The organism is Rhizobium cerradonense (genome assembly GCF_030182455.1).
GTDB lineage: Bacteria > Pseudomonadota > Alphaproteobacteria > Rhizobiales > Rhizobiaceae > Rhizobium.
The window spans coordinates 537,949-561,741 of the sequence record NZ_JAQJCK010000002.1; the positions used below are offsets into that span (position 1 = coordinate 537,949).

General features: G+C 59.3%; 20 protein-coding genes. 10 read left to right on the plus strand and 10 right to left on the minus strand.

The window, feature by feature from the left end; genetic code table 11:
• Nucleotides 1-15 precede the first annotated feature (15 nt).
• The 6 genes from aptA to PH547_RS06795 all read right to left on the minus strand — a co-directional run bounded on the left by aptA (nt 16) and on the right by PH547_RS06795 (nt 5,937).
• The gene (gene aptA / locus PH547_RS06770) at nt 16-1,344 is read right to left on the minus strand and encodes an omega-aminotransferase AptA (RefSeq protein ID WP_285167843.1); all 1,329 of its coding nucleotides are present in this window, start codon (nt 1,342-1,344) and stop codon (nt 16-18) included.
• Nucleotides 1,345-1,681: 337 nt separating this feature from the next.
• Nucleotides 1,682-1,999, minus strand: coding sequence for an ArsR/SmtB family transcription factor (locus PH547_RS06775; protein WP_028751732.1), 318 nt, complete (start codon nt 1,997-1,999; stop codon nt 1,682-1,684).
• Nucleotides 2,000-2,117: 118 nt separating this feature from the next.
• On the minus strand, nt 2,118-2,867 hold the full coding sequence (locus tag PH547_RS06780; protein ID WP_285167844.1) for a HugZ family pyridoxamine 5'-phosphate oxidase: 750 nt from the start codon (nt 2,865-2,867) through the stop codon (nt 2,118-2,120).
• 40 nt (nt 2,868-2,907) lie between these two features.
• A complete protein-coding gene (choV, locus tag PH547_RS06785; RefSeq protein WP_285167845.1) occupies nt 2,908-3,957 on the minus strand; it encodes a choline ABC transporter ATP-binding protein in 1,050 nt (349 codons plus the stop codon).
• Complete coding sequence (choW, locus tag PH547_RS06790) at nt 3,954-4,814, minus strand: choline ABC transporter permease subunit (protein WP_245463873.1); 861 nt, start codon at nt 4,812-4,814, stop codon at nt 3,954-3,956. The genes choV and choW overlap by 4 nt, the downstream gene beginning before the upstream one ends.
• Before the next feature lie 166 nt (nt 4,815-4,980).
• Entirely contained in the window at nt 4,981-5,937 is a 957-nt protein-coding gene (locus PH547_RS06795; protein WP_104823799.1) for a choline ABC transporter substrate-binding protein, read from the minus strand.
• Between the two features lie 234 nt (nt 5,938-6,171).
• Here PH547_RS06795 and PH547_RS06800 point away from each other — a divergent pair, with 234 nt between their 5' ends.
• The 4 genes from PH547_RS06800 (at nt 6,172) to PH547_RS06815 (ending at nt 9,669) form a co-directional block, all read left to right on the plus strand.
• The gene (locus tag PH547_RS06800) at nt 6,172-6,753 is read left to right on the plus strand and encodes a thymidine kinase (RefSeq protein WP_104823798.1); all 582 of its coding nucleotides are present in this window, start codon (nt 6,172-6,174) and stop codon (nt 6,751-6,753) included.
• 97 nt (nt 6,754-6,850) lie between these two features.
• Nucleotides 6,851-7,237, plus strand: coding sequence for a c-type cytochrome (locus tag PH547_RS06805; RefSeq protein ID WP_104825164.1), 387 nt, complete (start codon nt 6,851-6,853; stop codon nt 7,235-7,237).
• 82 nt (nt 7,238-7,319) lie between these two features.
• The gene (locus tag PH547_RS06810) at nt 7,320-8,342 is read left to right on the plus strand and encodes a hypothetical protein (RefSeq protein WP_104823797.1); all 1,023 of its coding nucleotides are present in this window, start codon (nt 7,320-7,322) and stop codon (nt 8,340-8,342) included.
• A 187-nt stretch (nt 8,343-8,529) separates the two neighbouring features.
• A complete protein-coding gene (locus tag PH547_RS06815) occupies nt 8,530-9,669 on the plus strand; it encodes a DUF2333 family protein (protein WP_104823796.1) in 1,140 nt (379 codons plus the stop codon).
• 37 nt (nt 9,670-9,706) lie between these two features.
• Here the strand turns inward: PH547_RS06815 and PH547_RS06820 are convergent, their stop codons facing one another.
• Entirely contained in the window at nt 9,707-10,438 is a 732-nt protein-coding gene (locus PH547_RS06820) for a helix-turn-helix transcriptional regulator (RefSeq protein ID WP_104825163.1), read from the minus strand.
• A 431-nt stretch (nt 10,439-10,869) separates the two neighbouring features.
• Between PH547_RS06820 and PH547_RS06825 the strand changes: the two genes are divergently transcribed.
• Nucleotides 10,870-11,745 (plus strand): COG3904 family protein, encoded by an 876-nt coding sequence (locus PH547_RS06825; RefSeq protein WP_245463871.1) that lies wholly within the window; start codon nt 10,870-10,872, stop codon nt 11,743-11,745.
• Nucleotides 11,746-11,760: 15 nt separating this feature from the next.
• On the opposite strand, the gene PH547_RS06830 is transcribed toward PH547_RS06825, so the two are convergent.
• Nucleotides 11,761-12,270: a TIGR00645 family protein gene (locus tag PH547_RS06830; protein ID WP_104823794.1), complete on the minus strand. Its 510-nt coding sequence runs from the start codon at nt 12,268-12,270 to the stop codon at nt 11,761-11,763.
• A 176-nt stretch (nt 12,271-12,446) separates the two neighbouring features.
• Here PH547_RS06830 and PH547_RS06835 point away from each other — a divergent pair, with 176 nt between their 5' ends.
• On the plus strand, nt 12,447-14,126 hold the full coding sequence (locus PH547_RS06835; RefSeq protein ID WP_285167846.1) for a formate--tetrahydrofolate ligase: 1,680 nt from the start codon (nt 12,447-12,449) through the stop codon (nt 14,124-14,126).
• Between the two features lie 56 nt (nt 14,127-14,182).
• On the opposite strand, the gene PH547_RS06840 is transcribed toward PH547_RS06835, so the two are convergent.
• On the minus strand, nt 14,183-14,965 hold the full coding sequence (locus tag PH547_RS06840) for an extensin-like domain-containing protein (RefSeq protein ID WP_285167847.1): 783 nt from the start codon (nt 14,963-14,965) through the stop codon (nt 14,183-14,185).
• 279 nt (nt 14,966-15,244) lie between these two features.
• Between PH547_RS06840 and PH547_RS06845 the strand changes: the two genes are divergently transcribed.
• Nucleotides 15,245-17,467 carry a TonB-dependent hemoglobin/transferrin/lactoferrin family receptor gene (locus PH547_RS06845; RefSeq protein WP_285167848.1) on the plus strand — a complete coding sequence of 741 codons (2,223 nt, stop codon included), beginning with the start codon at nt 15,245-15,247 and terminating at the stop codon, nt 17,465-17,467.
• Nucleotides 17,468-17,561: 94 nt separating this feature from the next.
• Here the strand turns inward: PH547_RS06845 and PH547_RS06850 are convergent, their stop codons facing one another.
• Nucleotides 17,562-18,389, minus strand: a complete 828-nt coding sequence (locus tag PH547_RS06850) for a helix-turn-helix transcriptional regulator (protein WP_285167849.1) — start codon at nt 18,387-18,389, stop codon at nt 17,562-17,564.
• Nucleotides 18,390-18,487: 98 nt separating this feature from the next.
• Between PH547_RS06850 and PH547_RS06855 the strand changes: the two genes are divergently transcribed.
• From PH547_RS06855 to PH547_RS06865, 3 genes are all read left to right on the plus strand, one after another.
• A complete protein-coding gene (locus tag PH547_RS06855) occupies nt 18,488-19,384 on the plus strand; it encodes an SDR family oxidoreductase (RefSeq protein WP_285167850.1) in 897 nt (298 codons plus the stop codon).
• A gap of 374 nt (nt 19,385-19,758) precedes the next feature.
• Nucleotides 19,759-21,282 carry an ABC-F family ATP-binding cassette domain-containing protein gene (locus tag PH547_RS06860; RefSeq protein ID WP_104823788.1) on the plus strand — a complete coding sequence of 508 codons (1,524 nt, stop codon included), beginning with the start codon at nt 19,759-19,761 and terminating at the stop codon, nt 21,280-21,282.
• 252 nt (nt 21,283-21,534) lie between these two features.
• Nucleotides 21,535-23,724, plus strand: a complete 2,190-nt coding sequence (locus tag PH547_RS06865; protein ID WP_104823787.1) for an anthranilate synthase — start codon at nt 21,535-21,537, stop codon at nt 23,722-23,724.
• The last annotated feature ends 69 nt before the right edge of the window (nt 23,725-23,793 follow it).

Sequence of the window (23,793 nt, forward strand, 5' to 3'; positions counted from 1 at the left end):
GTTCGAGCTTATGCCTCAGATATTATTCTGCAAGATATCCCTGAGCTTGCCGAAGAGTTCGTCGATATGGTGCTTTTCGATGATCAGCGGCGGGGAGAGTGCGATGATGTCGCCAGTGGTGCGGATCAGCAGGCCTTTTTCGTAGGCTTTCAGGAAGGCGGTAAAAGCGCGCTTGGTGGGTTCGCCGGCGATGGGGTCGAGCTCGATGGCGCCGATGAGGCCGGTGTTTCTGATGTCGATGACGTTTGGGCAGTCCTTCAGGGAGTGCAGCGCGTCGGCCCAGTAGTCCGAAAGCTCGGCGGCGCGTGTCAGCAGGCCTTCTTCCTTGTAGGTATCGAGCGTCGCCAGAGCTGCGGCAGAGGCGATCGGGTTGCCGGAATAGGTATAGCCATGGAAGAACTCGATCATGTGCTCGGGTCCCTGCATGAAGGCGTCGTGGATTTCCGAGGTCACGAAGACTGCGCCCATCGGGATGACGCCATTCGTCAGGCCCTTTGCGGTCGTGATCATGTCCGGCTTCACGTCGTAATATTGCGCGGCGAAGGGGGTGCCGAGGCGGCCAAAACCGGTGATGACTTCGTCGAAGATCAGCAGGATGCCGTGCTTGGTGCAGATTTCACGCAGCTTCTGCAGATAACCCTTCGGCGGGATCAGCACGCCTGTGGAGCCGGCGACCGGCTCAACGATGACGGCGGCGATCGTGGAGGCGTCGTGCAGGGTGACGATGCGCTCCAGCTCGCTGGCGATATCGCCGCCATGCTCGGGCTCACCGCGCGTGAAGGCATTCTTGCCGGGAAGATGCGTGTGGGGCATGTGGTCGACGCCGGTTAGCAGCGTGCCAAACATCTTGCGGTTGGAGACGATGCCGCCCACGGAGATGCCACCGAAATTGACGCCATGATAGCCGCGCTCGCGGCCGATGAGGCGGAAACGCGAGCCGTTGCCCTTCACGCGATGATAGGCAAGCGCCACCTTGAGCGCGGTTTCGACGGATTCAGAACCTGAGTTGGTATAGAGAACATGGTTCATGCCCTCCGGCGCGATGTCCACCAGCCGGTTTGCCAGCTCGAACGCCTTGGGATGGCCGAGCTGGAAGGCCGGCGCATAGTCGAGTTCGCCCGCCTGCTGGCGAATGGCTTCGGTGATCTTCGGCCGGCAGTGGCCGGCATTCACGCACCACAGACCCGCAGTTCCGTCCAGCACCTGCCGACCGTCATGGGTCGTATAGTACATATCCCTGGCGCTGACGAAGAGGCGCGGCTCCTTCTTGAACTGACGATTGGCCGTAAACGGCATCCAGAAGGCGCGCAAATCGTTGGGGGTGGCATTCAAACGGTCGGACATGCTGTTCTCCAATGGCCATTCGGGGGCCATTTCCCGATCGCGGTGCGGAACCGCGTGATTATTTACTGCCCGGTCAAATTATCAGTCGGCCCCCTGACGTCAAGACAAAGGTAGGGGACAGGGGATGACGAGGGGCGGTTTCGCTTTGGCCGGTCTCCTCCACTGCGTCGCGAACCGCCGAGGACAAGCCGCTAAACGCGAAAAGGCTGGCAAATTGGGAAATTTGCCAGCCAAATCAGTTATATACGTGGTGATGAAAGGGGCTTGATCTTAAGGGTCGGAAATTATCTTTTCCTTAGAGATCTTGCCTCGACATACCTAGAGCCAGTTTTGGCTATTAAGCAGCCGATCTACTTTTTTCCGGTTCACAATAAATGTCTTCCAGCGTTTCCAGAACCCGGATGACCGAGTCTGAAGTACTGGAGTAGTAAATCGTTTGAGCATCGCGGCGGGTCTTCACCAGCTTCTGGGCGCGCAGCTTCGAAAGATGCTGGGAGAGTGCAGATTGGCTGAGCCCCACCTGATTGGCCAATACGCCAACCGGAACTTCCCCTTTGACCAGGCTGCAAAGAATCATAAGGCGCTTCGGGTTCGCCATAGCAGATAATAATGCTGCCGCCACGTTGGAGTGTTCGGCCAAATTTCTTGTCTTCATCTTTTAATCTTCCTAATGCGGAGCGTACATCAGAAATTGCGGGGGTATTTTTCTAATCGGGGAATTAATCCGATAAGTAACAATACCAATATAGGCCAAAGATTGTATATACCTAAATTTAAGGTATCGAGTATGCTATTTTAGATATGTATGTATGAGTGCCCTGCAACTCCGACAATGGTGGGTCAAATTCCCATCTTAGCGTCTCATCTCCCCGAATTAGGTCGATTCCTGCCATATCTAAGCCACAAATACGCCAATTTTTACCGCCCGATCCTCTCAACCTCTCCACTATAGTTGTAATGATACAAGGGTAGTGGGCTAGTAATTCTCGCACTATCGCATCTGCCTGTTCAGCAATCATCTCGCTAGCCGTCGAGAGAATCATCAGATCGTTCCCGGGCAGGACATATGCTTTTCCAAAACCGCCATTAAGACTGGCGGTAAGCGGTATGAGGCGGAAAAAGCAGAAATCGGCAAAATCGGCATAAAGCTTTGCCTTGGGGTGCCGGGCGAGAAAGCGCGAACGAATGCGTCCGTACAGACGGTTTTCGCGATCGACGCGTTCGGCGTTGCATTGAACGCTGAGGCGCGGATGGGCGAGCGGGTCGCCTTTGCCTGGTTCCCCGAAGAGAAGCGAGGCGCGGGGATCTCTCGCCAGCGCCTTGGTATGGGCTGAAAGGCCGGAGACGAGAATGACGGGCACGCCGTCGATATCCGTGCCGGTCAGTACGCGGCTGACGGAAGGGAAGCCTGTTTCCGGATCGATGACGGCCATGGCCGCATAACGAGCGGCGCGCAGCAGGATACGTGCCTGCTTGCGCGCCTCGTCATCGGTTTCCCGCAATACGGACGGTTTATCGTTCATAGTCGCTCTCTCGCAGGGCAGGAGAGAGCATGAGGATAGACTACTCTCTCCGCCGGTGGCTGGTGAGGCCAGCCACGACATCCTGGGCGGAAATCGTCCCGATAATCACGCCGTTGTCAACGACGCCGATATTGCCGGGCTGATGCGTCAGCGCGTCGAGAATATCGACGAGCGGCGTTGTGGCCGTTGCTGTGGCAGTGACCGAGCCGCCTGCTGCGGAGTGGCCGAGACCCTGTTGCATGACGTCGCGGGCGGTCAACATGCTGATCGGGTTCATGTGCTGCACGAAGTCAGCGACATATTGATCGGCGGGGTTTTTGACGATTTCCTGCGGCGTGCCGCACTGGATGATCCGTCCGCTCTCCATGATGGCGATGCGGTTGCCGATGCGGAAGGCCTCGTCGAGATCGTGACTGACGAAGAGGATCGTCCGCTTCAGACGGCGCTGGAATTCCAGAAGTTCGTCCTGCAGGCGGGTGCGGATCAGCGGATCGAGCGCAGAGAACGGCTCATCCATGAGCAGGATCGGCGCGCCGGTCGCAAAAGCGCGGGCGAGGCCGACGCGCTGCTGCATGCCGCCAGAGAGCTCGTTGACCTTGCGGTTTGCCCATTGCGTCAGGTTGACGAGCTGCAACTGCTCGTCGACGCGCTTCTTGCGCTCAGCCTCGGGCACGCCGGCCAGCTCCAGTCCGAAGCCGACATTGTCGGCGACGGTACGCCAGGGCAGCAACGCGAACTGCTGGAACACCATCGAAACGGTATGCATGCGCAGGTCGCGCAGCGCCTTGGGGTTACAGCTATACGGATTGACCGGTCCGGCCTTGCTATTGACAATGACATCGCCGCGCACGACCGGCGCCAGGCCGTTGACCGCGCGCAGCAGCGTCGACTTGCCTGAGCCGGAGAGGCCCATGAGCACGAGGATTTCGCCTTCCTCGATCTCGAGCGAGGCGTTGGCGACGCCGAGCACAAGGCCGGTCGCCTTGCCGATCTCGTCGCGCGACTTGCCGGCATCGGCAAGTTTCAGCGCTGTCTCGGGACGATCGCCAAAGATGATGCTGACATTTTTGAAGCCGACGGCGGTGGTCATGATTTTTCTCCTTCGCCGGGGGCACGGAACATGCGGTCGAGAATGATCGCCAGGATGACGATGCAGGAGCCGGAATCAAAGCTCTTGGCGACGTTGACGCTGTTCAATGCGCGCAGTACCGGCACGCCGAGGCCAGGCGCGCCGACGAGGGCGGCGATGGAGACCATCGAGAGCGAGAGCATGATCGTCTGCGTCAAACCGGCCATGATCTGTGGCGTGGCAAAGGGCACCTCGACCTTGCGCAGCACCTGTCGCGGTGTCGCGCCGAAGGCTTCGGCTGCTTCGACGAGAGAGGGCGGCGTCGAGATGATGCCGAGGCGGGTCATACGGATCGATGCGGGAATGGCGAAGACGACGGTGGCGATCAGGCCCGGTACCATGCCGAGGCCGAGCAGAATCATCGCCGGCACCAGATAGACGAAGGTCGGGATAGTCTGCATCAGGTCGAGGACCGGTCGCATGAAGGCATAGAGCCATGGACGGCGAGCGGCGGCGATGCCGAGGGGGACGCCCACGAGCATACAGACGAAAGTGGAGGCCAGCACCAGCGCAAGCGTCTCGGTCGTCTCCTTCCAGTAACCCTGGTTGATGGTGATCAACAGGCCGACCAGGGTCAGGATCGTGACCGGAATGCTCCGGCGCAGCCAGTAGGCAACGGCCGCGAAAATGATCACAACGACCAGCGGATGCGGTGCCTGCAAGAGGAACAAAAGTCCTTTGATCCCATGCGAGGCAACGAAGGAAAGGCCGTCGAAGAACCATATGAAATTGCTCGTCAGCCAATCCACGAAGGCCTTGGCCCATGGACCGATAGGGATGCGGTAATCGTTTAACCAGTTCACGTCTTTGCCCACCATTGGGGCGGCGATTCCGGGCGTCTCAAATAATTCCGGATAGGGCCGCCGGAGAATAACGGCCTATGGCGCCATGCGGGTCGCTGCCCGATGTGTGACGCAATAGGAGGGAAGCAGTCTCGTTCACGGAAGAGAAAGGGGCGGTTGAGCCGCCCCTTGTCCCCGGATGTCAAAGGCCGAGCTTGGACTTGATTGCCGCCTGCCCATCACTGCCGTCCTTGGCGGTGACGCCAGCGAGCCAGGGAGTAACCGCGGTCGGATTAGCCTTCAGCCATTCCGTGGCAGCCGCCTCCGGCTCCTTGCCGTCATTCAGGATCTTGCCCATGATCTCGTTTTCCATCGGCAGCGAGAAGACGAGGTTTTTAACGAAGGTGCCGACATTCGGGCATTCCTGCAGATAGCCTGCGCGGACGTTGGTATAGACGGTTGCGCCGCCGAAGTTCGGTCCGAAGATGTCGTCACCGCCCGTGAGGTAGGTCATTTTGTAGGTCGTGTTCATCGGGTGGGGAGCCCAGCCGAGGAAGACGATCGGCTTGCCTTCCTTGTCGGCCCGCGAAACCTGGGCAAGCATGCCCTGTTCGGAGGACTCGACCACTTCGAAGCCCTTGAGGCCGAAGGTGTTCTTGTCGACCATGTCGATAACCAGGCGATTGCCGTCATTGCCCGGCTCGATGCCGTAGATCTTGCCGTCGAGATCATCCTTGTGCGTGGCGATATCCTTGAAATCCTTGATACCGAGCTCCGCGCCCTTTGCGTTCGTCGCAAGCGTGTATTTCGCACCTTCGAGATTGGGGCGAACGGTTTCGACCGACTTGTCGGCGGCAAACGGTTTGATGTTCTCGGCCATGGAGGGCATCCAGTTGCCGAGGAACACGTCGATGTCCTTGTTCTTCAACGACTGATAGGTCACCGGCACGGCGAGCACTTTGACGTCGGTGTCGTAGCCGAGCGCCTTCAGGAGGACGGAGGCCGTCGCCGTGGTGGAGGTGATGTCGGTCCAGCCCACATCGGCGAAATGTACGGTGCCACAGCTTGCCGGCTCAGCGGCGGATGCGGTGGTTGCACCCAGCGTCAGCGCGGAAAGAGCTGAGGCGAAGGCAAATGCGGTTAAAGTCATTTTTATCATTGTGTGACTCCCAGTCTAACGTTCCCAAGCAACCACCAATAACTGACATTTTCAAGCGACCTCATTGTATTTGCGCCGGTTTGCGGGGGCTGATTGCGACTCCCTTACGTTTTTTTCAGCCGTGTGTTGCCGAGGCGATCTTGTTCCACCTAAGCCCGCAATTCCTGTGGTTTTCGCCAAAGGCGTCTTTCCTTCCGGCGATGGAAAACCCATGAGACGCTCAAGGAGAATATCATGGCCAAGCTTTACTTCCACTATTCAACGATGAACGCCGGCAAGTCGACCATGCTGCTGCAGGCGGCCTATAATTATCAAGAACGCGGCATGCGGACCGTTGCCTTTATCGCCGCCCTGGATGACCGCGCCGGTCGCGGCAAGATCGCCTCGCGCATCGGCCTGGAGATGGCCGCCACACCTTTCGATCAAACGGACGATCTCTTTGCGATGGCGGACAATCTGCACGCCGAGGAAGCGCTTGCCTGCGTCTTCGTCGACGAGGCGCAGTTCCTCTCGCGCGAGCAGGTTTGGCAGCTTGCCCACATCGTCGATCGCCTCGGCGTGCCCGTCATGGCTTACGGGCTGCGCACGGATTTCCAAGGCAAGCTGTTTCCGGGCTCGCAGGAACTTTTGACGATTGCCGACGAGATGCGCGAGGTGCGGACGATCTGCCACTGCAGCCGCAAGGCGACGATGCTGGTGCGCCTCGACGGACAGGGCAGGGTGGTGCATGAGGGGGCGCAGATCGAGATCGGCGGCAGCGACAAATATGTTTCTCTCTGCCGCCGTCACTGGGAAGAGGCCATGGCCGGGGAGTGAAGTGCCCGCGGCATTGCGTCATCCGGCAGGCGGCGGCGAATTTCTCTATGGTCGCGGCTGTCGGGAATACGTCCAGACATCCGATGGTGGAGGAATCATGAAGTTGCGCTGTCTGACGGCCGTGGCCGCCGTTCTTTTTTCCGCTTCGGCCGCGCTTGCCGATGGGGATGCAGTTGCCGGTGCGGCAGTCTTCAAGAAGTGCGCCGTCTGCCACACGGCAACCGAACATGAGAACCATGTCGGGCCGTCGCTGATGGGCGTCGTCGGTCGTCCCGTCGCCACCATCCCCGATTACAGCTATTCGCCGGCGATGAAGGCGTTCGGTGCCGACGGCAAGGTCTGGGACGAGGCGCTGCTCAGAAAATATCTGCCCAGTCCGCAATTCCTGGTGAAGGGCACGAAGATGACTTTCCCCGGTTTGAAGAGTGACAAGGATCTGGACAATCTGATCGCCTATTTGAAGAGCCCGGCTGTCGCACACTGAGGCTGGCTTGCACGCTCGGGGCATTTTCTTTGCGCATATAAGCGGTTAGTCTCGCTGGCAACGGCAATTGAGAGACGCTTTCATGGTCAAGGCCCACTCCTTCGACGGCGAAATCGACAAGGCCCGCGCGATGCTTGAGGACGCGATCAAGGGCATGGATGCGGCCAATGCCGGGCTCGGCCGCAATGCCAAGGGCAATGGACGTTTCGATGCCATCAATTTCCCGGTGGAAGAGGCGCTGGTACGCGAGACGATCGAGTTGCTCGATCGCTGGAAAACCCTGGCGCTGTCGCTGGTGAAGCAACTCGATTTATTGACCGCGGCCGCGGATTTGCAACACCGGCGGCTGTTCGATGAGAAGGCCGGGATCGATACGTCGGGGCTGCTCGGGCGCCGGATGGGCCAGGGCCGTGCCGAGCCGGCGTCGATCGCGGCCGATCTCGATGCGGCCCTTGCAGCGTCAGCGTCGCTCGATACGCAGTTCAAGACCGCCCGACCGGCGCTGGTTCGGTCCTTCCGCGATTGCGAGGCGCATCTCGTGCGGATCATCGAGCGGCGGCAGCATATTGATTTCGAGATAGAAGAAGTGCAGCGCCAAGCGGATGCTTTTATTCCAAGAATTTTCGACCGGCGCAGCAGCATTTCCAGCGCTCGCGATGTCGCTTCACGATCGGAATTGGAGGCGGAGTATAGCAGGTTGGTCGCCGAGCAGGATGCTCTTCATGAGCAGGAGCGGGCATTGCAGCCGGGGCGGACAGCGCTACAGCGGCTGATCGATATCTACGAGGAACTGGCGAATGTCCTCAACGTAAAAATCGCCGCCGTCAATGCGATGGCGGGCAAGCTTGCCATCGACATCGAGCAGCGGATTGCCTTGCTGAACGCGGTGATATCGGAAGCTGTGCCGCCGTTGCCGGCCACCGAAAGGCCAGCCAGGGTTGCCGCTCTGATCGCGGCCTTCGAGGCGAACGTGCTTGCGGGGCATGATCTCGCTGCGCGCAAGGCTCGCGCCGATGACGTCTTTACGCGGCGGCTGGAGCCGCATCTGCTGGCCGCCCCTGCGGCTGTCGTCGAGTCGTCGGCTGAGACCGAGCCGGAGACCTGATCATTGATTGAAAAATGACAACAGCCGGTTGCTGTCTCCCTTGGGAACACATATCTGCTTGAGCGAGAATAGCGACATGCCTCCACATGCATGAAAATCCAGAGCGATTTTCATGCACGTGCAGGCTCAAGGTGTCCTGCGTCCCATGCTTGTCCAAGGGACGCGCGGCGCAGCAAAGGAGAGGTTCATGCTTGATTCGATCGCCGCGTTCTTCAAGCGGATCGGCCGCGCCATTGCACGCGGCCTGGGGCTTCTCGTCGTTTGGATACTCTGGCCTTTCCTCGCCGCTCACGGCTGGTACCGGCAGCGCAATTGGCTGATCAAGCTGCCGATTGCCGTCTTCCTGGCGCTGATCGGGACGCTCTACATCTATTTTATCTGGCAGACGCAGGCCTGGAGCGGCTTCGATGCCAATTATCCTGACGTCTACAAGTTTTCAGACCGCAAGGTCGGGGCAGGGCAGGAACTGCCGGCCGTGAATGGACAGCAGGCCGTCGCGAATACGCCGAAGACCTGCCAGACCTCCGCGATCGTCGACGTTACCGCTGACCTCACCGATTTCAACGTCAACCAGAATGCCTGGATCTCCTCGATGCTGCTCTACAAGCTGGGGTTCTTCGGCATGAGCTGGGATGACACGCCTTTCCTCGACAACAAGGCGGCGTTTCAGCGCGGCGTGAACCAGGCGGTGCGGCGCACTTCGGTAGAACTGGTCGATACGCTCGGCCGCGTGCGCGGCACATCCGGCATCAACAGCGATCTGCAGAGCGCGCGTGGCAATCTGCAATTCGACGAAACGAGCTGGTATTTCGGCATGCGTCCCTTTGGTCCGAAGACGCCCACACCGAGCTATTATCGCGCGGCAATCGGCAGCCTGCGCAAGTTCAACAACGATCTCGGTACCTGTAATGCCGTGTTCGACAGCCGCGCCGACAACCTCCTGCAATTCATCGATCGCGTCGCCAACGATCTCGGCAGTACCTCGGACATTCTGGCGGAGCGATCGGAGAACCACAATTACGGCTGGTTTGACATGCGCGCCGATGACCGTTTCTGGTTCGCCTACGGTCAGCTCTATGGCTATTACGGCATCCTGAGCGCCGTTGGCGCCGATTTCCAGCAGGTCATCGCCGAGCGCAATCTTGGTACGCTCTGGACCGGCACCATGAAGCAGTTGCAAGCCGCCTTGCGGATCCAGCCGGCGATCATTTCGAACGGGCGCGAAGACGGCTGGATCATGCCGAGCCATCTCGCGACCATGGGATTCTACATCCTGCGTGTGCGCTCGAATCTGGTGGAGATGCGCACCGTTCTCGGTGGCCGTTAAAGGGCAAGGCGGTCGTTAGTGGAATTTGGTAAAACGACTAGCTAATGAGCTTTAATCGGATGGCCTTGGCGACCAGCTGCGTGCGATTAACGCAATCGAGCTTCCGGATCGCATTGGTCATATAGGCGTTGACCGTGTGATCGGAGAGGGAAAGAATTTGGCCGATCTCGACTGAAGTTTTGCCCTGCGCCGTCCAGCGAACCACTTCCAGCTCCCTGGCGGAAAGCATATGCGGCACGGAACCGTCGTTGCGCTTGATGCAATTGTAGGTGTCGAGCCCTTGCAGCATGATCATGGTGAGCTCGTTGAGCTCGCTCTGCCCAAGACTGCTGCGATTGCCCATGAACCAGAAGACGAGGCGCTGTCCGTCAGAGGAATTGATGGGAATAACGATGCCCATCGTACAATTGTGGTTGGTGAAGAGTGTGCGCAGCTCGCGCGGCAGGTCCATGTCCTGGACGGCGCCCTTTTCCAGCAGGTGCCACGGGCGCGGCATGACAGAGTCCCGCGCACGCATCAACATGGAGCAGCGGCGGAGCAACTGGTAACGATCGAAATCACGCAGAAACTGCGGCGGCAGCGAGCCTTCGACGACAAGCGGCGCCAGCATGGAATCTTCCGAAGCCGGAGCGTTCATGAGGGCTACGTGGCTGAAACCGAAAGCGGAACTCGCACGCTCCAAAGCCTGTGCAAAAGCCGTCTGTGTGCGGGCCGTTGCCAACTCGGCGGAAAGCAATAATTGTCTCTCGGCGGTGATGATATAGGACATTTGGATATAGGCGCCCATAGCGTGTTATCGGTATCAAATACCGGATTTCCGGGCGAATGCTAGAGACAAATTTGCGACACCATTCAGAAATAATTCCATTTTCATATGTCTTAATATGGTAAAGTTCTGATTTGTATTACTTTTCCGAAAAGTGACATTTTCGAGCAAAAATCTTGCTGCCTTGACTTCTCCACTGCTGCACAGGTGTGAGCGTCGCTCACGTCCGGAAATGACAGGCGGCAATGTCGGCCGATCGGCCATGGGCGAGGGCCGACGGACGGCCATCAAGGCTTGCCTTGCGAAGGTCAAAAGCGATTGCTATCGGTCTTTCATAGCAATCGCTTCCAGGCTTCTAGTTTATGATCTTCCGTTTGTTCCCGCAGCATGTCGCTCGGCGTTGCCAAAGGGCCTTGTGGCTCCTGGCAACCGTTTTGCTTCTGTTGCCTTCCTTCACGCCTGCTGAGGCTGCCGGCGCTGGCGCCGGGCAATCCATGGACTTCATTCTGGTGCATGGTGACATGGCCTGGTGCCGCGCCAATAATAACTGCCCGGACTGGATCTCCGCCGAAGGGCAGATCATGGCGGATTCGCCGAAGAAATTGCAAAGGCTGCTGAAACGCCTCGGCGGCAGGAAATTGCCGATCATCGTCAGCTCGCCGGGCGGTGATGTTCGGGCGGCCATGGAGATGGCCTACGTCATTCGTAAGCAGAAACTTGCGATTGCTGTCGGCAGGACGCGTTCGCGCGATTGCTCCTATGCCGAGCCGATCTGTTCGGCTGCCCGCGCAAAGGATGGCTCCATCAGGGGCGAGACTTTTTCCCTCGGCGCCATCTGCTTTTCGGCGTGCCCGCTGTTTTTTGCCGGCGGCACCGAGCGTGTCTCCAGCCCCTTCGCGCTCCTTGGCGTTCATCAGATCACCACCACCTACAGCGAGGTGCGCGTCCAATACCGCACGGAATATGAATTGGTGAATGGCAAGCGAAAGGTCCTGTCCACACGGGAGGTGGGGCGCAAATTCGTCGGCAAGCACGATACGACCAAGCTCGATCGGAAACAGACGGCGAGGCTCGTCGGTTTTCTGAATGAGATGGGCGTTGATAAATCGCTTGTCGGCCTGATGCTCGGCACTCGGCCGAGTTCGATCCATCTCATCGCGCAGATGGATGCACTGAAGCTGCGATTGACGACGGAGCTTGCCGCTGCCGACCAACTCGTTGCCGCAAGGGACTGTAAGAGCAACCAATCGATTGCGGAGTGTGCTGTCCCGCCGGCCGCCTCGAGTGCCCCGGCAGCAGTCGGCGAATAACCGCGCTTTTAGGCCTCAGGCGTCCTTGCCTTTGGCCTTTGCCATGATCTTTTCGAGATAGCCGAGCAGAAGCGCCGAGACGACGAAGGCGAGGTGCATGATCGTCAGCCACATCAGCTTGCCGTTTTCATATTGGGTGGCGTTGAGAAATATCTGCAAGAGGTGGATCGACGAAATGGCGACGATGGAAGAAGCGACCTTGATCTTCAGGCTGCCGGAATCGAGCTTGCCGAGGAAAGAGACTTCGTCGTCGGCCTCGTCGAAGCGGCTGACGAAATTTTCGTAGCCGGAAATCATCACCATGACGATGAGGCTGGCCACCAGTGCGGCATCGATCAGGCCGAGAATGGCGAGAATCATATCCGCCTCGTCATACTCAAAGACGCCGGCGGCGACCTTCAGGAATTTGTAGCCGAACGAGACGCCATAGATGGCGAGCGCAGCCGCAAGGCCGAGATAGAAGACCACCAGAATCCAACGGCTGGAGAGAATGATGCGCTCGACCAGTAGTTCCAGGGACTTCATGCCTTATCCTTTTCCATTCGCTTTACAGCTCGCCCGCGAAAATAGGTCTGTCAGTGCTTTGCTGCAAGGCAGCATGGTTTCGGAAAGGACTGCAATCTGCGGCTATTCACAGTCGATATTTATTGGGCTATCCCGGCAGGGTGAATGCCTCCATGTTCAGGGCGGGAACGGGTGTTATGAAAGCGGTGAAATCCGATATAGAAATCGCGCGCGCCGCGAAGAAATTGCCGATCGTCGAGATCGGCGCCAAGCTCGGCATTCCCGCTGAAGATCTCGCGCCTTACGGGCATGACAAGGCGAAGATCGGAGCGAAGTTCATCGCTTCGAAGGCGGGCAACAAGGACGGCAAGCTGATCCTCGTCACCGCCATCAATCCGACGCCGGCCGGCGAGGGGAAGACGACGACGACCGTTGGCCTCGGCGACGGCCTCAACCGTATCGGCAAGAAGGCGATCGTCTGCGTGCGTGAGGCCTCGCTCGGACCTTGCTTCGGCGTGAAGGGCGGCGCGGCGGGCGGCGGTTATGCGCAGGTCATCCCGATGGAAGACATCAACCTGCATTTCACCGGCGATTTCCACGCCGTCACTGCGGCGCACAATCTTTTGGCGGCGCTGATCGACAATCATATCTATTGGGGCAACGAACAGAATATCGATGTCCGCCGCATCACCTGGCGCCGCGCCATGGACATGAACGACCGGGCTCTGCGCGATGTCGTCACCTCGCTCGGTGGCGTGGCCAATGGTTTCCCGCGCGAGAGCGGTTTCGATATCACCGTCGCCTCAGAAGTCATGGCGATCCTCTGCCTGGCTTCCGATCTGACGGATCTCGAAAAGCGGCTCGGCAACATCATCATCGGTTACCGCCGCGACCGTACGCCGGTCTATGCCCGCGACCTCAAGGCGGATGGGGCAATGGCGGTACTGCTCAAGGACGCGATGCAGCCGAACCTGGTGCAGACGCTGGAGAACAATCCGGCCTTGGTGCATGGCGGCCCCTTCGCCAACATCGCCCATGGCTGCAATTCGGTAATCGCCACGCGCACGGCGCTGAAGCTCGGCGACTATGTCGTGACCGAAGCGGGCTTCGGCGCCGATCTCGGCGCGGAAAAATTCTTCGATATCAAGTGCCGCAAGGCCGGCCTTTCTCCGGATGCGGCCGTTATCGTCGCAACGGTGCGGGCACTGAAAATGAATGGCGGTGTCAAGAGGGATGATCTCGGGCAGGAGAATGTCGCAGCCCTGGTGAAGGGCTGCGCCAATCTCGGCCGGCACGTCGCCAATGTCCGCAAATTCGGCGTGCCGGTTGTCGTTGCCATCAATCATTTCATCTCGGATACGGATGCGGAGATCGAGGCGCTGAAGAATTATGTGGCGCGCCTCGGTGCCGAAGCTATCCTTTGCCGTCACTGGGCCGAGGGATCGGCGGGGATCGAAGAACTTGCCTATAAGGTGGTCGAGCTTGCCGAATCCGGCCAGGCGAAATTCCTGCCGCTTTATCCCGACAATCTCTCCCTGCTTGAAAAGATCGAGATCGTCGCCTCGAAGATCTATCACGCCGGCGAGGTGACTGCCGACAAGGCCGTGCGCGACCAACTGCGTTCTTGGGAGGATCAGGGCTACGGTCATCTGCCCGTCTGTATGGCGAAGACGCAATATTCCTTCTCAACGGACCCGAACGTCCGCGGCGCGCCGGAGGGTCATATCGTGCCCGTCCGCGAAGTGCGTCTCTCCGCCGGCGCCGGCTTCGTCGTCGTTATCACCGGCGAGATCATGACCATGCCGGGCCTGCCGAAATCACCGGCAGCAGAACGGATTTTCCTCAATGATCAGGGGTATATCGAGGGATTGTTTTAAGTTCTGATTCCAGTGCAACTGCGTCCGCGCATCCGCGGCCGTCTCAAGCCTGAGGTTTAGTGGCAGTATCTGAACTCGCCGTTCCTTTTCAGCACGTCCAGATGGAAATGGGTCTCGTGCGCGGCGTCGCTGTCCGGGTCCAGGACGGTTCTGAAGTAGAGGCAGGCGGAGGCGCTGGCGCTGCGCTGGAACGCACCTGTCAGCGTCGGGTCTTCGTGGCGGGGCTCGATGCCGACGGTCTTCCCGTTTTCGAAAGTGAAGCTGGCGATGTCGATGGCATTGCCGCGTGCATGTTCCGAAATCTTGCCGGTGGTAGCGTTGTTGCGCAGGCGGCAGATATAGGTCGAGGCCTGGTTGATCTCGGTAATCCGGCCATTGTCCTTCAGCGCGGTTGCGGCAGCGGGGATCACGCTTTCCTTCATCCAGTGGGCTAGCGCCAGGGCGGCCTCGCAGCGCAGTGTGCCTTCCGGTTTCATCTTGATGCCCGGCAATGGTTCGGAGAGGGCAATCGGCTTGTCGATGCCGCAGCCGTTGCCATCATCGATGCGGGGAATGTCCTTGAATACCGCACCCATGGCGCTCAATTCTCTAAGACAGGCCTGATGCTCTTCGTCCGATTCCGCTGCGATGGTCAGCGGTGGCTTTGGCGGCCCCTGCATTTCCTTCGCGGGTGGTTCGGTCTCGGAAGCCTCTGGTTTTGGTGCCGGTACCGGAAGATCGCTGGGCGCCTGGGTTTGTTCGTTATCCGGCTTGGGCTGCGGCATCGGGCCGGTCTCGGGGAGGGAGGCGGCCGTCAACATGGCGACGGCGGTGGTGACGGAGATGATCCGGAACAGCATCAAGTATTTCACCCATTTCTAATGGCAACGCCGGGAGAAACGCTCGATGCAGCGATTTCGTTGCAATTCAGCAACTTTATTGGTTTGCATTAAAACATGATAATTTTATTCATGATTATTCTGGCTAAATATATTGACAATTATAGTCATGTTTTTTATGCGGCAGAAAGAAGGCGGAAATTGCTCCGCTTCGTTAACTAAAATGAACCCAGCCAGCCCCTTGCGTGCGTCAGAAGCACCAACCAGCCAGCCCGGTGAAGCAATTCGAAAGGAATGGTTATGGTTGTCCGGCGATCCCGCTCGGTTCTCTTGGCATGCACGGCGTTTCTGGCCTTTGGGCTCGGCACAGCCTCTTATGCGCAGACGGCAAATCAAAATGATACGACCACGGGCGAAGCGGCGGCGAAGAGCGATCGCGGAACGGAGCTGAAGCCGATCGTAGTCAAGGGGAAAGCGTCGAAAGACGTGCTCGCCGACTCGCCGACGACCACCGAGACGACAGCTCAGGAGATCGACGACAATCAGATCACCCGTATCGAGGACCTCGGCCGCAGTACTGAGGTCGGCGTCGGCTTCGATCGCACCAGCGGCAGCATCAATATTCGCGGCCTGGAAGACGACCGCGTGTTGACGACGATCGACGGTATCGAGGTCCCGTTCCTGCTCGACGGCGCGCGTGATGCGGATGGCGGCGTCAACAGTTTCGACTTCAACACGCTTTCGACAGTCGACATCGTACGGGGCTCCGATTCCAGCCGCGCTGGTTCCGGTGCCCTTGGCGGCGCTTTCGTGCTGCGCACGCTGGAGCCGGAAGACCTGATCGGCGCCAACGCCACCTGGGGCGGCGTCTTCAAACTCGGCTATAATGGCGACGACCGCAGCCTCGGCGGGTCAGCCGCCGTTGCCAAGCGCATCGACAATACCGCTGTCCTTTTCGAGGCCGGATATACGCACGGACATGAGCTGGAAAACAACGGCGACGTTGGCGGCTATTCCACCAAGCGCACTGAAGCCGATCCGGCCGACTACAACCAGCGCAACGGCCTCTTCAAGATCCGCCAATACACCGATGTCGGCACCTTCGGCATCACGGCGGAGCATTTCAATAAGGACACAGACACCGATTGGCGCAGCAAGCAGAGCCCGACCGGCAACTTCCGCCCCGGCAACTATGATGAGACCGACAATATCGAACGCAACCGCGTTTCGCTCGACTACAAATACGAAGCTGACAGCAAGGATTCTCTGATCGATACCGCCAATGCGGTTTTCTACTGGCAGAATTTGCTGCGCGAAAACGGCGCCGAAGGGTATCGCTATACCTCCGTCATCGGCGATTATTGGCGCCGCAACGAGGTCGAAGATCGCAGCATCGGCTTCAACGGCAATGCCTCGAAGTCCTTCGACACCGGTAGCCTGCATCACAACGTCACCTTCGGCCTCGACGTCGCCTTCACCAAGACGCATCAGTATTCAGCCGGTGGCGATAGCTGCAATCTTCCCCGTTGGCGCGCTACTTGCGCATTCCTGCACACCAACCAGTCTGATATGCCGGATGTTGATGGCAAGCGCGTCGGCGCCTTCGTCGACGACAAGATCGAGATCGGTTCCAGCGGCTTCTCTTTGACGCCGGGCCTGCGCTTCGACTGGTATGACTATTCGCTAAAGAATACCGACGCCTATCGCGACAGCGCCAACTATACCAGCCTGCCATCCGGACAGTCCGATACCCGCTTCTCGCCGAAGCTGCGCGCGGCGTACCAGCCGCAGGACAATGTCGAGCTTTATGCGCAATGGGCCATGGGTTTCCGTGCGCCGAATGTTAGCGAACTCTACCTGAACTATGGCGTCCCCGGCGGCTATGTCAGCTACGGTAATCCCGATCTGAAGCCGGAGACCAGCAATGGCGTCGAAATCGGCGCGAACCTCGGCGACGACGATTTCGGCGGCCATATCGGCGGGTTCTACAACAAATACAAGAACTTCATCGACAGCGAGAACTCCGTCGATCCGACAGGCACTTATCCGCTGGGGATCACCGAGTACTTCAACCGCGCCAATGTCCGTATCTTCGGCATCGAGGTCAATGCGCACAAGAAGTTCGACAACGGCATCCATATCAAGGGTGCGCTCGCCTATGCCAATGGCAAGGACTCCGACACTGGCGAATGGCTCGACTCCGTCGCTCCGGCCAAGGCTGCCTTCACCGTCGGCTATGCCACCGAGATCTGGGGAACCGACCTGACCTTCATCACGGCGACGAGCGAACCGAAGAAGGATGGCGACAGCTTCCGCACGCCGGGCTACGGCATCTTCGATCTGACGGGATGGTGGGAGCCGGAGCAGGTGAAGGGCCTGACACTGCGCGCCGGCGTCTACAACATCTTCAACAAGACTTATTACGACGCACTCAATGTCGCTTCGACCAGCCTGACCCAGCCGCACGAATTCTATTCGGAACCGGGCCGGACCTTCAAGCTGACGCTGACGCAGAAGTTCTAAGCGACCTCATCGTGATGGCAGAAAGGGCGGTGCTTCGGCATCGCCCTTTTCCTATTTTCTGGCCTTCGTGCTGTCCGTATTGCCGGTCGACTGGTCAGGCCTGATCGGCGAGCAGCGCTCTTACCTTGTCTACATCCGACGATGTCGCGGGATTGTAGACCACCATGCCGAGATCGGGCCTGCCGTCGACCGTAAAACTTGAATATTCGAGGGCGATCGGACCGGCGGTCGGATGATGCAGATGTTTGGTGCCTTCGCCATAGCTGCGCACGTCGTTGTCGCGCCACATCGCCTCGAATTCCGGGCTTCGGCGGCTAAGATCCTCGACCAGGCCTTTGACGTTTTCGGCGGCTCCGGCCCGGGCCACCTCAGTGCGGAACGCTGCCACGATGAAGCGGGCATCGGCCTCCCATTCCGGCATGGCGTTGCGCACACGGGAGCTGGAGAAAACGAGACGCAGAATGTTGCGTTCTTCCGGCGGGATATCGCCATAGTTGGCGAGCACGACCGAAGCGGCACGGTTCCAGGCAATGATATCCCAGGTGGAATTCTTCACAAGCGCCGGGCTGAGCTCCAGCGAGTCCAGCACGCGTTGAAGCCGTGGTCTCACCCCCTCGGCCGGCTGGTAATGGACCTCGGGCGGCCGGCCGAGGGCAAGGAGGAAGAGGTGCTCGCGCTCGACATTCGTCAGCATCAGGGCGCGGGTGATCCGGTCCAGTACATCGGCTGAGGGCGCGCCGCCACGGCCTTGTTCGAGCCATGTGTACCATGTCGCGCTGATATTGGCGCGCTGTGCCACTTCCTCGCGCCTCAGCCCGGCCGTTCGCCTGCGTCCCGGCGGAAGGCCAAAAGCGGTCGGATCGAGCTTGGTGCGGCGATCCCGGAGGTAGGTTCCAAGCGGGTTGTGGTCTGCGGCCGGCATGTTCGTCCTATTAGTCATTATACCCGTATAAGGTCACTACTTTACCCTGATAATTGATCCGTGGATAGTGTTCTCAGTTTGAACCTGGAGAATTTCCCATGCGTGTTTTTGTTACCGGCGCGACCGGTTTCGTAGGGTCCGCTGTTGTTGCTGAATTGATCGATGCCGGCCATCGGGTACTCGGTCTCACCCGCTCTGAGGCCGGTGCCAAATCTCTTGTCGCCGCAGGTGCCGAGGTGCATCGAGGCGATCTTGAAGATCTGGAAAGCCTGCGTAGTGGCGCGGCCGCTTCGGATGGCGTGATCCATACTGGTTTCAATCACGACTTCTCGAAAATTGCGGAAAATTGCGAGATGGACAGGCGCGTCATCGAGGCACTCGGCTTGACGCTGGCGGGTTCCGACCGCCGCCTGATTGTTACCTCCGGGACCGGGCTGCTTTCGCCGGGTCGTCTCGCGATCGAAGACCAGATTCCGGAATTCGGTCCCGCTTCGTTTCCTCGCGTCGCTTCCGAACAGGCGGTTTTGTCGATTGCCGCGAAAGGGGTGCGCGCATCGGCGATGCGGCTTCCTCCCTCGGTCCACGGCGTCGGCGATCATGGTTTCGTTCCGATCCTCATCCGCATTGCCCGCGAGAAAGGTGTTTCCGCCTATATCGGCGAAGGGCAGAACCTCTGGCCGGCAGTGCATCGGCTCGACGCCGCCCGTCTCTACCGGCTTGCGCTTGAGACGGAGGCCGGGGCCGCCCGATACCACGGCGTCGCCGAAGAGGGCGTACCGTTCCGGGAGATCGCCGGCGTGATCGGCCGCCGCCTGAACCTGCCGGTCGTCGGCAAGACGCAGGAGGAGGCCGCAGAGCACTTCGGCTGGTTCGCACATTTTGCCGGGCTCGATTGCCCGGCCTCCAGCCAACGGACACGGGAATTGCTGGGATGGCTGCCGGAGCAGCCCGGCCTCCTTCAGGACATCGATCGAGACGAATATTTCGCAGCCTGAGCAATTGGACGAAGCCGGGCGCATGCTCAGCTTCGTCGTCCCGAACATCGGATTGCCCGTAAACGCCGCGCGATTGTCTATCACAGCGTTCAATGCTATCAAGGCAGCGCAACCTATTGAGAGAGGAGGACCGCATGATGACGTTTGTCTGGCGTAATCGCCAGTTCGGTCCGACTCATGCCCTGCAAATGCGTTTGCAGGGCTGATCAGAGGCTGTCTCTCACTCATTTCCTCCTGGTCTGCCCCTGTTGGGTAATGCGGCGCTGAATTTTTGCGTTCAAGCAGCCGTATCACGACATCTACCGAGCAACTTCAGCATCATATGGCGATAAGGCGCCTGTTGCTGGCTTGCTTGGTCGGACCGGAAGAAAACCATGACTCTGATCAATCTCCGCAATTTCGGCATCACCCTGGGTGTGCCGCTTATCTCCAATCTGAATTTCACCGTCAGCGCCGGCGACCGCATCGGCCTCGTTGCCGCAAATGGCCGGGGGAAATCCACGCTGCTCAATTGCATCGCCGGCAGGCTGGAGCCAACGGTGGGCGACATTACCCGTTCGCGCGGCCTTCGGGTTGGATATGTCGAACAGAATGTGCCCGCCGCTCTGGCTGACATGTCTTTCCACGATGCGGTACTTCGCGCTCTGCCGGCCGAACAAGCCGAGAGCGAGGGCTGGCGCGTCGACGTCGTTCTGGATTCGCTCGACGTCCCGCAGGCGCTGCGGGAGAGGGCGCTTGCCAATCTCAGCGGTGGTTGGCAGCGGCTTGCCATGCTCGCCCGTGTCTGGGTAACCGAGCCGGACGTCCTGCTGCTGGATGAGCCGACCAACCATCTCGATCTCGCCAAGATCGCGCTGCTCGAAGATTGGTTGAACGCTCTGCCACGCGATGTGCCGGTTCTGATATCGAGCCACGACCGCGCCTTTCTCGATGCCGTCACCAACCGCACACTGTTCCTGCGTCAGGAACAATCGGCGGCCTACGCCTTGCCCTATGGCCCGGCACGGGCAGTGTTGGACGAGGCCGACGCCTCGGATGAGCGGCGTTACCAGAAGGACATGAAGACGGCGCAGCAACTGCGCAAGCAGGCGGCCAAGCTTAACAATCTCGGCATCAATTCCGGCAGCGACCTGCTGACGGTGAAGACGAAGCAGCTCAAGGCACGCGCCGAGCGGCTGGAGGATGCGGCACGGCCGGGCCACCAAGAGCGTTCGTCCGGCGCAATCAAGCTCGCCAATCGCGGCATTCAGGCCAAGATATTGGTGACGCTGGACGATGCGTCCGTCGAGACGCCGGATGGCACATTGTTGTTCAAGACCGGCAAACGCTGGATCTGCCAGGGCGATCGCATCGTCCTGCTTGGCCATAATGGGGCGGGCAAGACCCGGCTTATCGAGATGATCCGCAAGGCTATTGCCGATCAGAGCGCACCGGGGGCGATCAAGGCAACACCTTCGCTGGCGCTAGGCTATAGCGATCAGGCGCTCTCCAATCTCGATCCGGACGATATGCCGCTCGGGGTCATTACGCGGCTGTTCGAACTCGGCGAACAGCGGGCGCGCACGCTGCTCGCTGGTGCGGGCATGGGTGTCGACATGCAAGGCCGTGCCATCGGCAGGCTTTCGGGCGGCCAGAAGGCGCGCTTGTCCATACTGGTGCTCCGGCTAACCAATCCGAACTTCTACCTGCTCGATGAGCCGACCAACCATCTCGATATCGATGGGCAGGAAGCGCTGGAAGGTGAGCTGATGGCGCAGGAGGCAAGTTGCCTGCTTGTTTCTCACGATCGCAGCTTCGTGCGCGCCGTCGGCAATCGCTTTTGGCTTATAGACCGAAAACGGTTGATCGAAGTCGATGGACCGGAGGAGTTTTTCGCAGCGGCTGGGCGGCAGATTTAAAAGGCGAGGGCAGAGGCGAACATCGTTTCTGCCCGTTCCCTGAGATTGCGGCTTGCGCATCACCTCATCTCACGCTAACAATTCCCGCCATGAACATGTCCTTGAACAACATTGCAGTTTGGTGGTGGGCACGCTGAAGCGGCCTCGACCAATCGTGTTCAAAGACGACGAGTGAGCCGCCCGAAAATTCGAGGCGGCTTTTTTGTTATAAAGGCCGCCTGTCATCCGGGCCCGACAACGGAGTGAGGAACAATGGTAACGATCCTTCGGGATGATGGTGCGGAAATCTACGAGACGAAGGGCGGGATCACCGTCACCCGGCAGCGCCGGCCGACGCCTTATGCGGATGCGGTTTCGTCCTATATCGACAAGCTCGACGAGCGCCGCGGCGCGGTGTTTTCGTCGAACTACGAATATCCCGGCCGCTACACCCGTTGGGATACCGCCATCGTCGATCCGCCGCTTGGTCTTTCCTGCAATGGACGCAATGTCTGGATCGAAGCTTATAACGAGCGTGGCGAGGTCATTCTCGGCTTCATCGCGGAGAAGCTGAAGACCGTTTCCGAGGTCGTGCTTGGTGCCTCAACGCCGCGCCGGCTCGATCTGGCGGTAAAGATGCCGGATCGTGTCTTCACTGAGGAAGAGCGCTCGAAGATGCCGACCGTCTTCACGGTGCTGCGCGCCGTGACCGATCTCTTCTACTCGCAGGCCGACGCCAGCATCGGCTTCTACGGTGCCTTCGGCTACGATCTCGCTTTCCAGTTTGATGCGATCGATCTGAAGCTCAAGCGTCCCGACGATCAGCGCGACATGGTGCTTTATCTGCCGGACGAAATCCTGGTGGTCGACAACTACTCCGCTAAGGCCTGGATCGATCGTTACGATTTCGCCAAGGGCGGCGTCTCCACCGAAGGCAAGTCCGGCGACATCGCTGCCGAGCCGTTCCGTCAGACGAGCACCATTCCCCCGAAGAGCGATCATCGCCCCGGCGAATATGCCGAGCTGGTGGTCAAGGCGAAGGAAAGTTTCCGCAAGGGCGATCTCTTCGAAGTCGTTCCGGGCCAGAAGTTCATGGAACGCTGCGAGAGCAAGCCCTCCGATATCTCCAAGCGGCTGAAAGCGATCAATCCGTCTCCCTATTCCTTCTTCATCAATCTCGGCAATCAGGAATATCTCGTCGGCGCTTCGCCGGAAATGTTCGTTCGCGTCTCGGGCCGCCGCATCGAAACCTGCCCGATCTCCGGCACGATCAAGCGCGGCGACGATCCGATCGCCGACAGCGAGCAGATCCTGAAGCTTTTGAATTCCAAGAAGGACGAGTCCGAGCTGACCATGTGCTCGGACGTCGACCGTAACGACAAGAGCCGCGTCTGCGAGCCAGGCTCGGTGAAGGTCATCGGCCGCCGGCAGATCGAGATGTATTCGCGGTTGATCCACACGGTCGACCATATCGAGGGCCGCCTGCGCGACGATATGGATGCTTTTGACGGGTTCCTCAGCCACGCTTGGGCCGTCACCGTCACCGGCGCACCGAAGCTATGGGCAATGCGCTTTATCGAGAACCATGAAAAGAGCCCGCGCGCATGGTATGGCGGCGCGATCGGCATGGTCGGCTTCAACGGCGACATGAATACCGGCCTGACACTGCGCACCGTGCGCATCAAGGACGGCATTGCCGAGGTTCGTGCTGGCGCTACATTGCTGAACGACTCCATCCCAGAAGAAGAAGAAGCAGAAACCGAATTGAAGGCATCCGCCATGTTGTCCGCTATCCGTGATGCCAAGGCTGCGAATTCCGGCAAGCAGCAGCGCGACGTCGCCTCGGTCGGCAAGGGCGTGAAGATCCTGCTCGTAGACCATGAAGACAGTTTCGTGCACACGCTGGCGAATTACTTCCGCCAGACCGGTGCGACGGTTTCGACCGTGCGTACGCCCGTGCCGGAAGAGGTTTTCGACCGGCTGGATCCGGATTTGGTCGTGCTGTCGCCAGGTCCCGGCAACCCGAAAGATTTCGATTGCAAGGCGACCATCAAAAAGACGAGGGCGCGCAATCTGCCGATCTTCGGCGTCTGCCTGGGCTTGCAGGCGCTTGCCGAAGCCTATGGCGGCGAGCTACGCCATCTGGCGATCCCGATGCATGGCAAGCCCTCACGCATCCGCGTGTTGGAGCCCGGTCTGGTTTTCTCTGGCCTCGGCCGTGAGGTGACCGTCGGGCGCTATCATTCGATCTTTGCCGATCCGTCCAGCTTGCCGCGTGACTTCATGATCACGGCCGAAAGCGAGGACGGCACGATCATGGGCATCGAGCATGTGAAGGAGCCGATCGCGGCCGTGCAGTTCCATCCGGAATCGATCATGACGCTCGGCGGCGATGCCGGCATGCGGATGATCGAGAACGTCGTCGCTCATCTGGCGCGGCGGGCAAAAACCAAGGCTGCGTGACGCAAAATCGCAGCCACTGATGCTTGAACAAACCCGTGCACACGAAAAAAGTGCATGGGGATGTTTTTT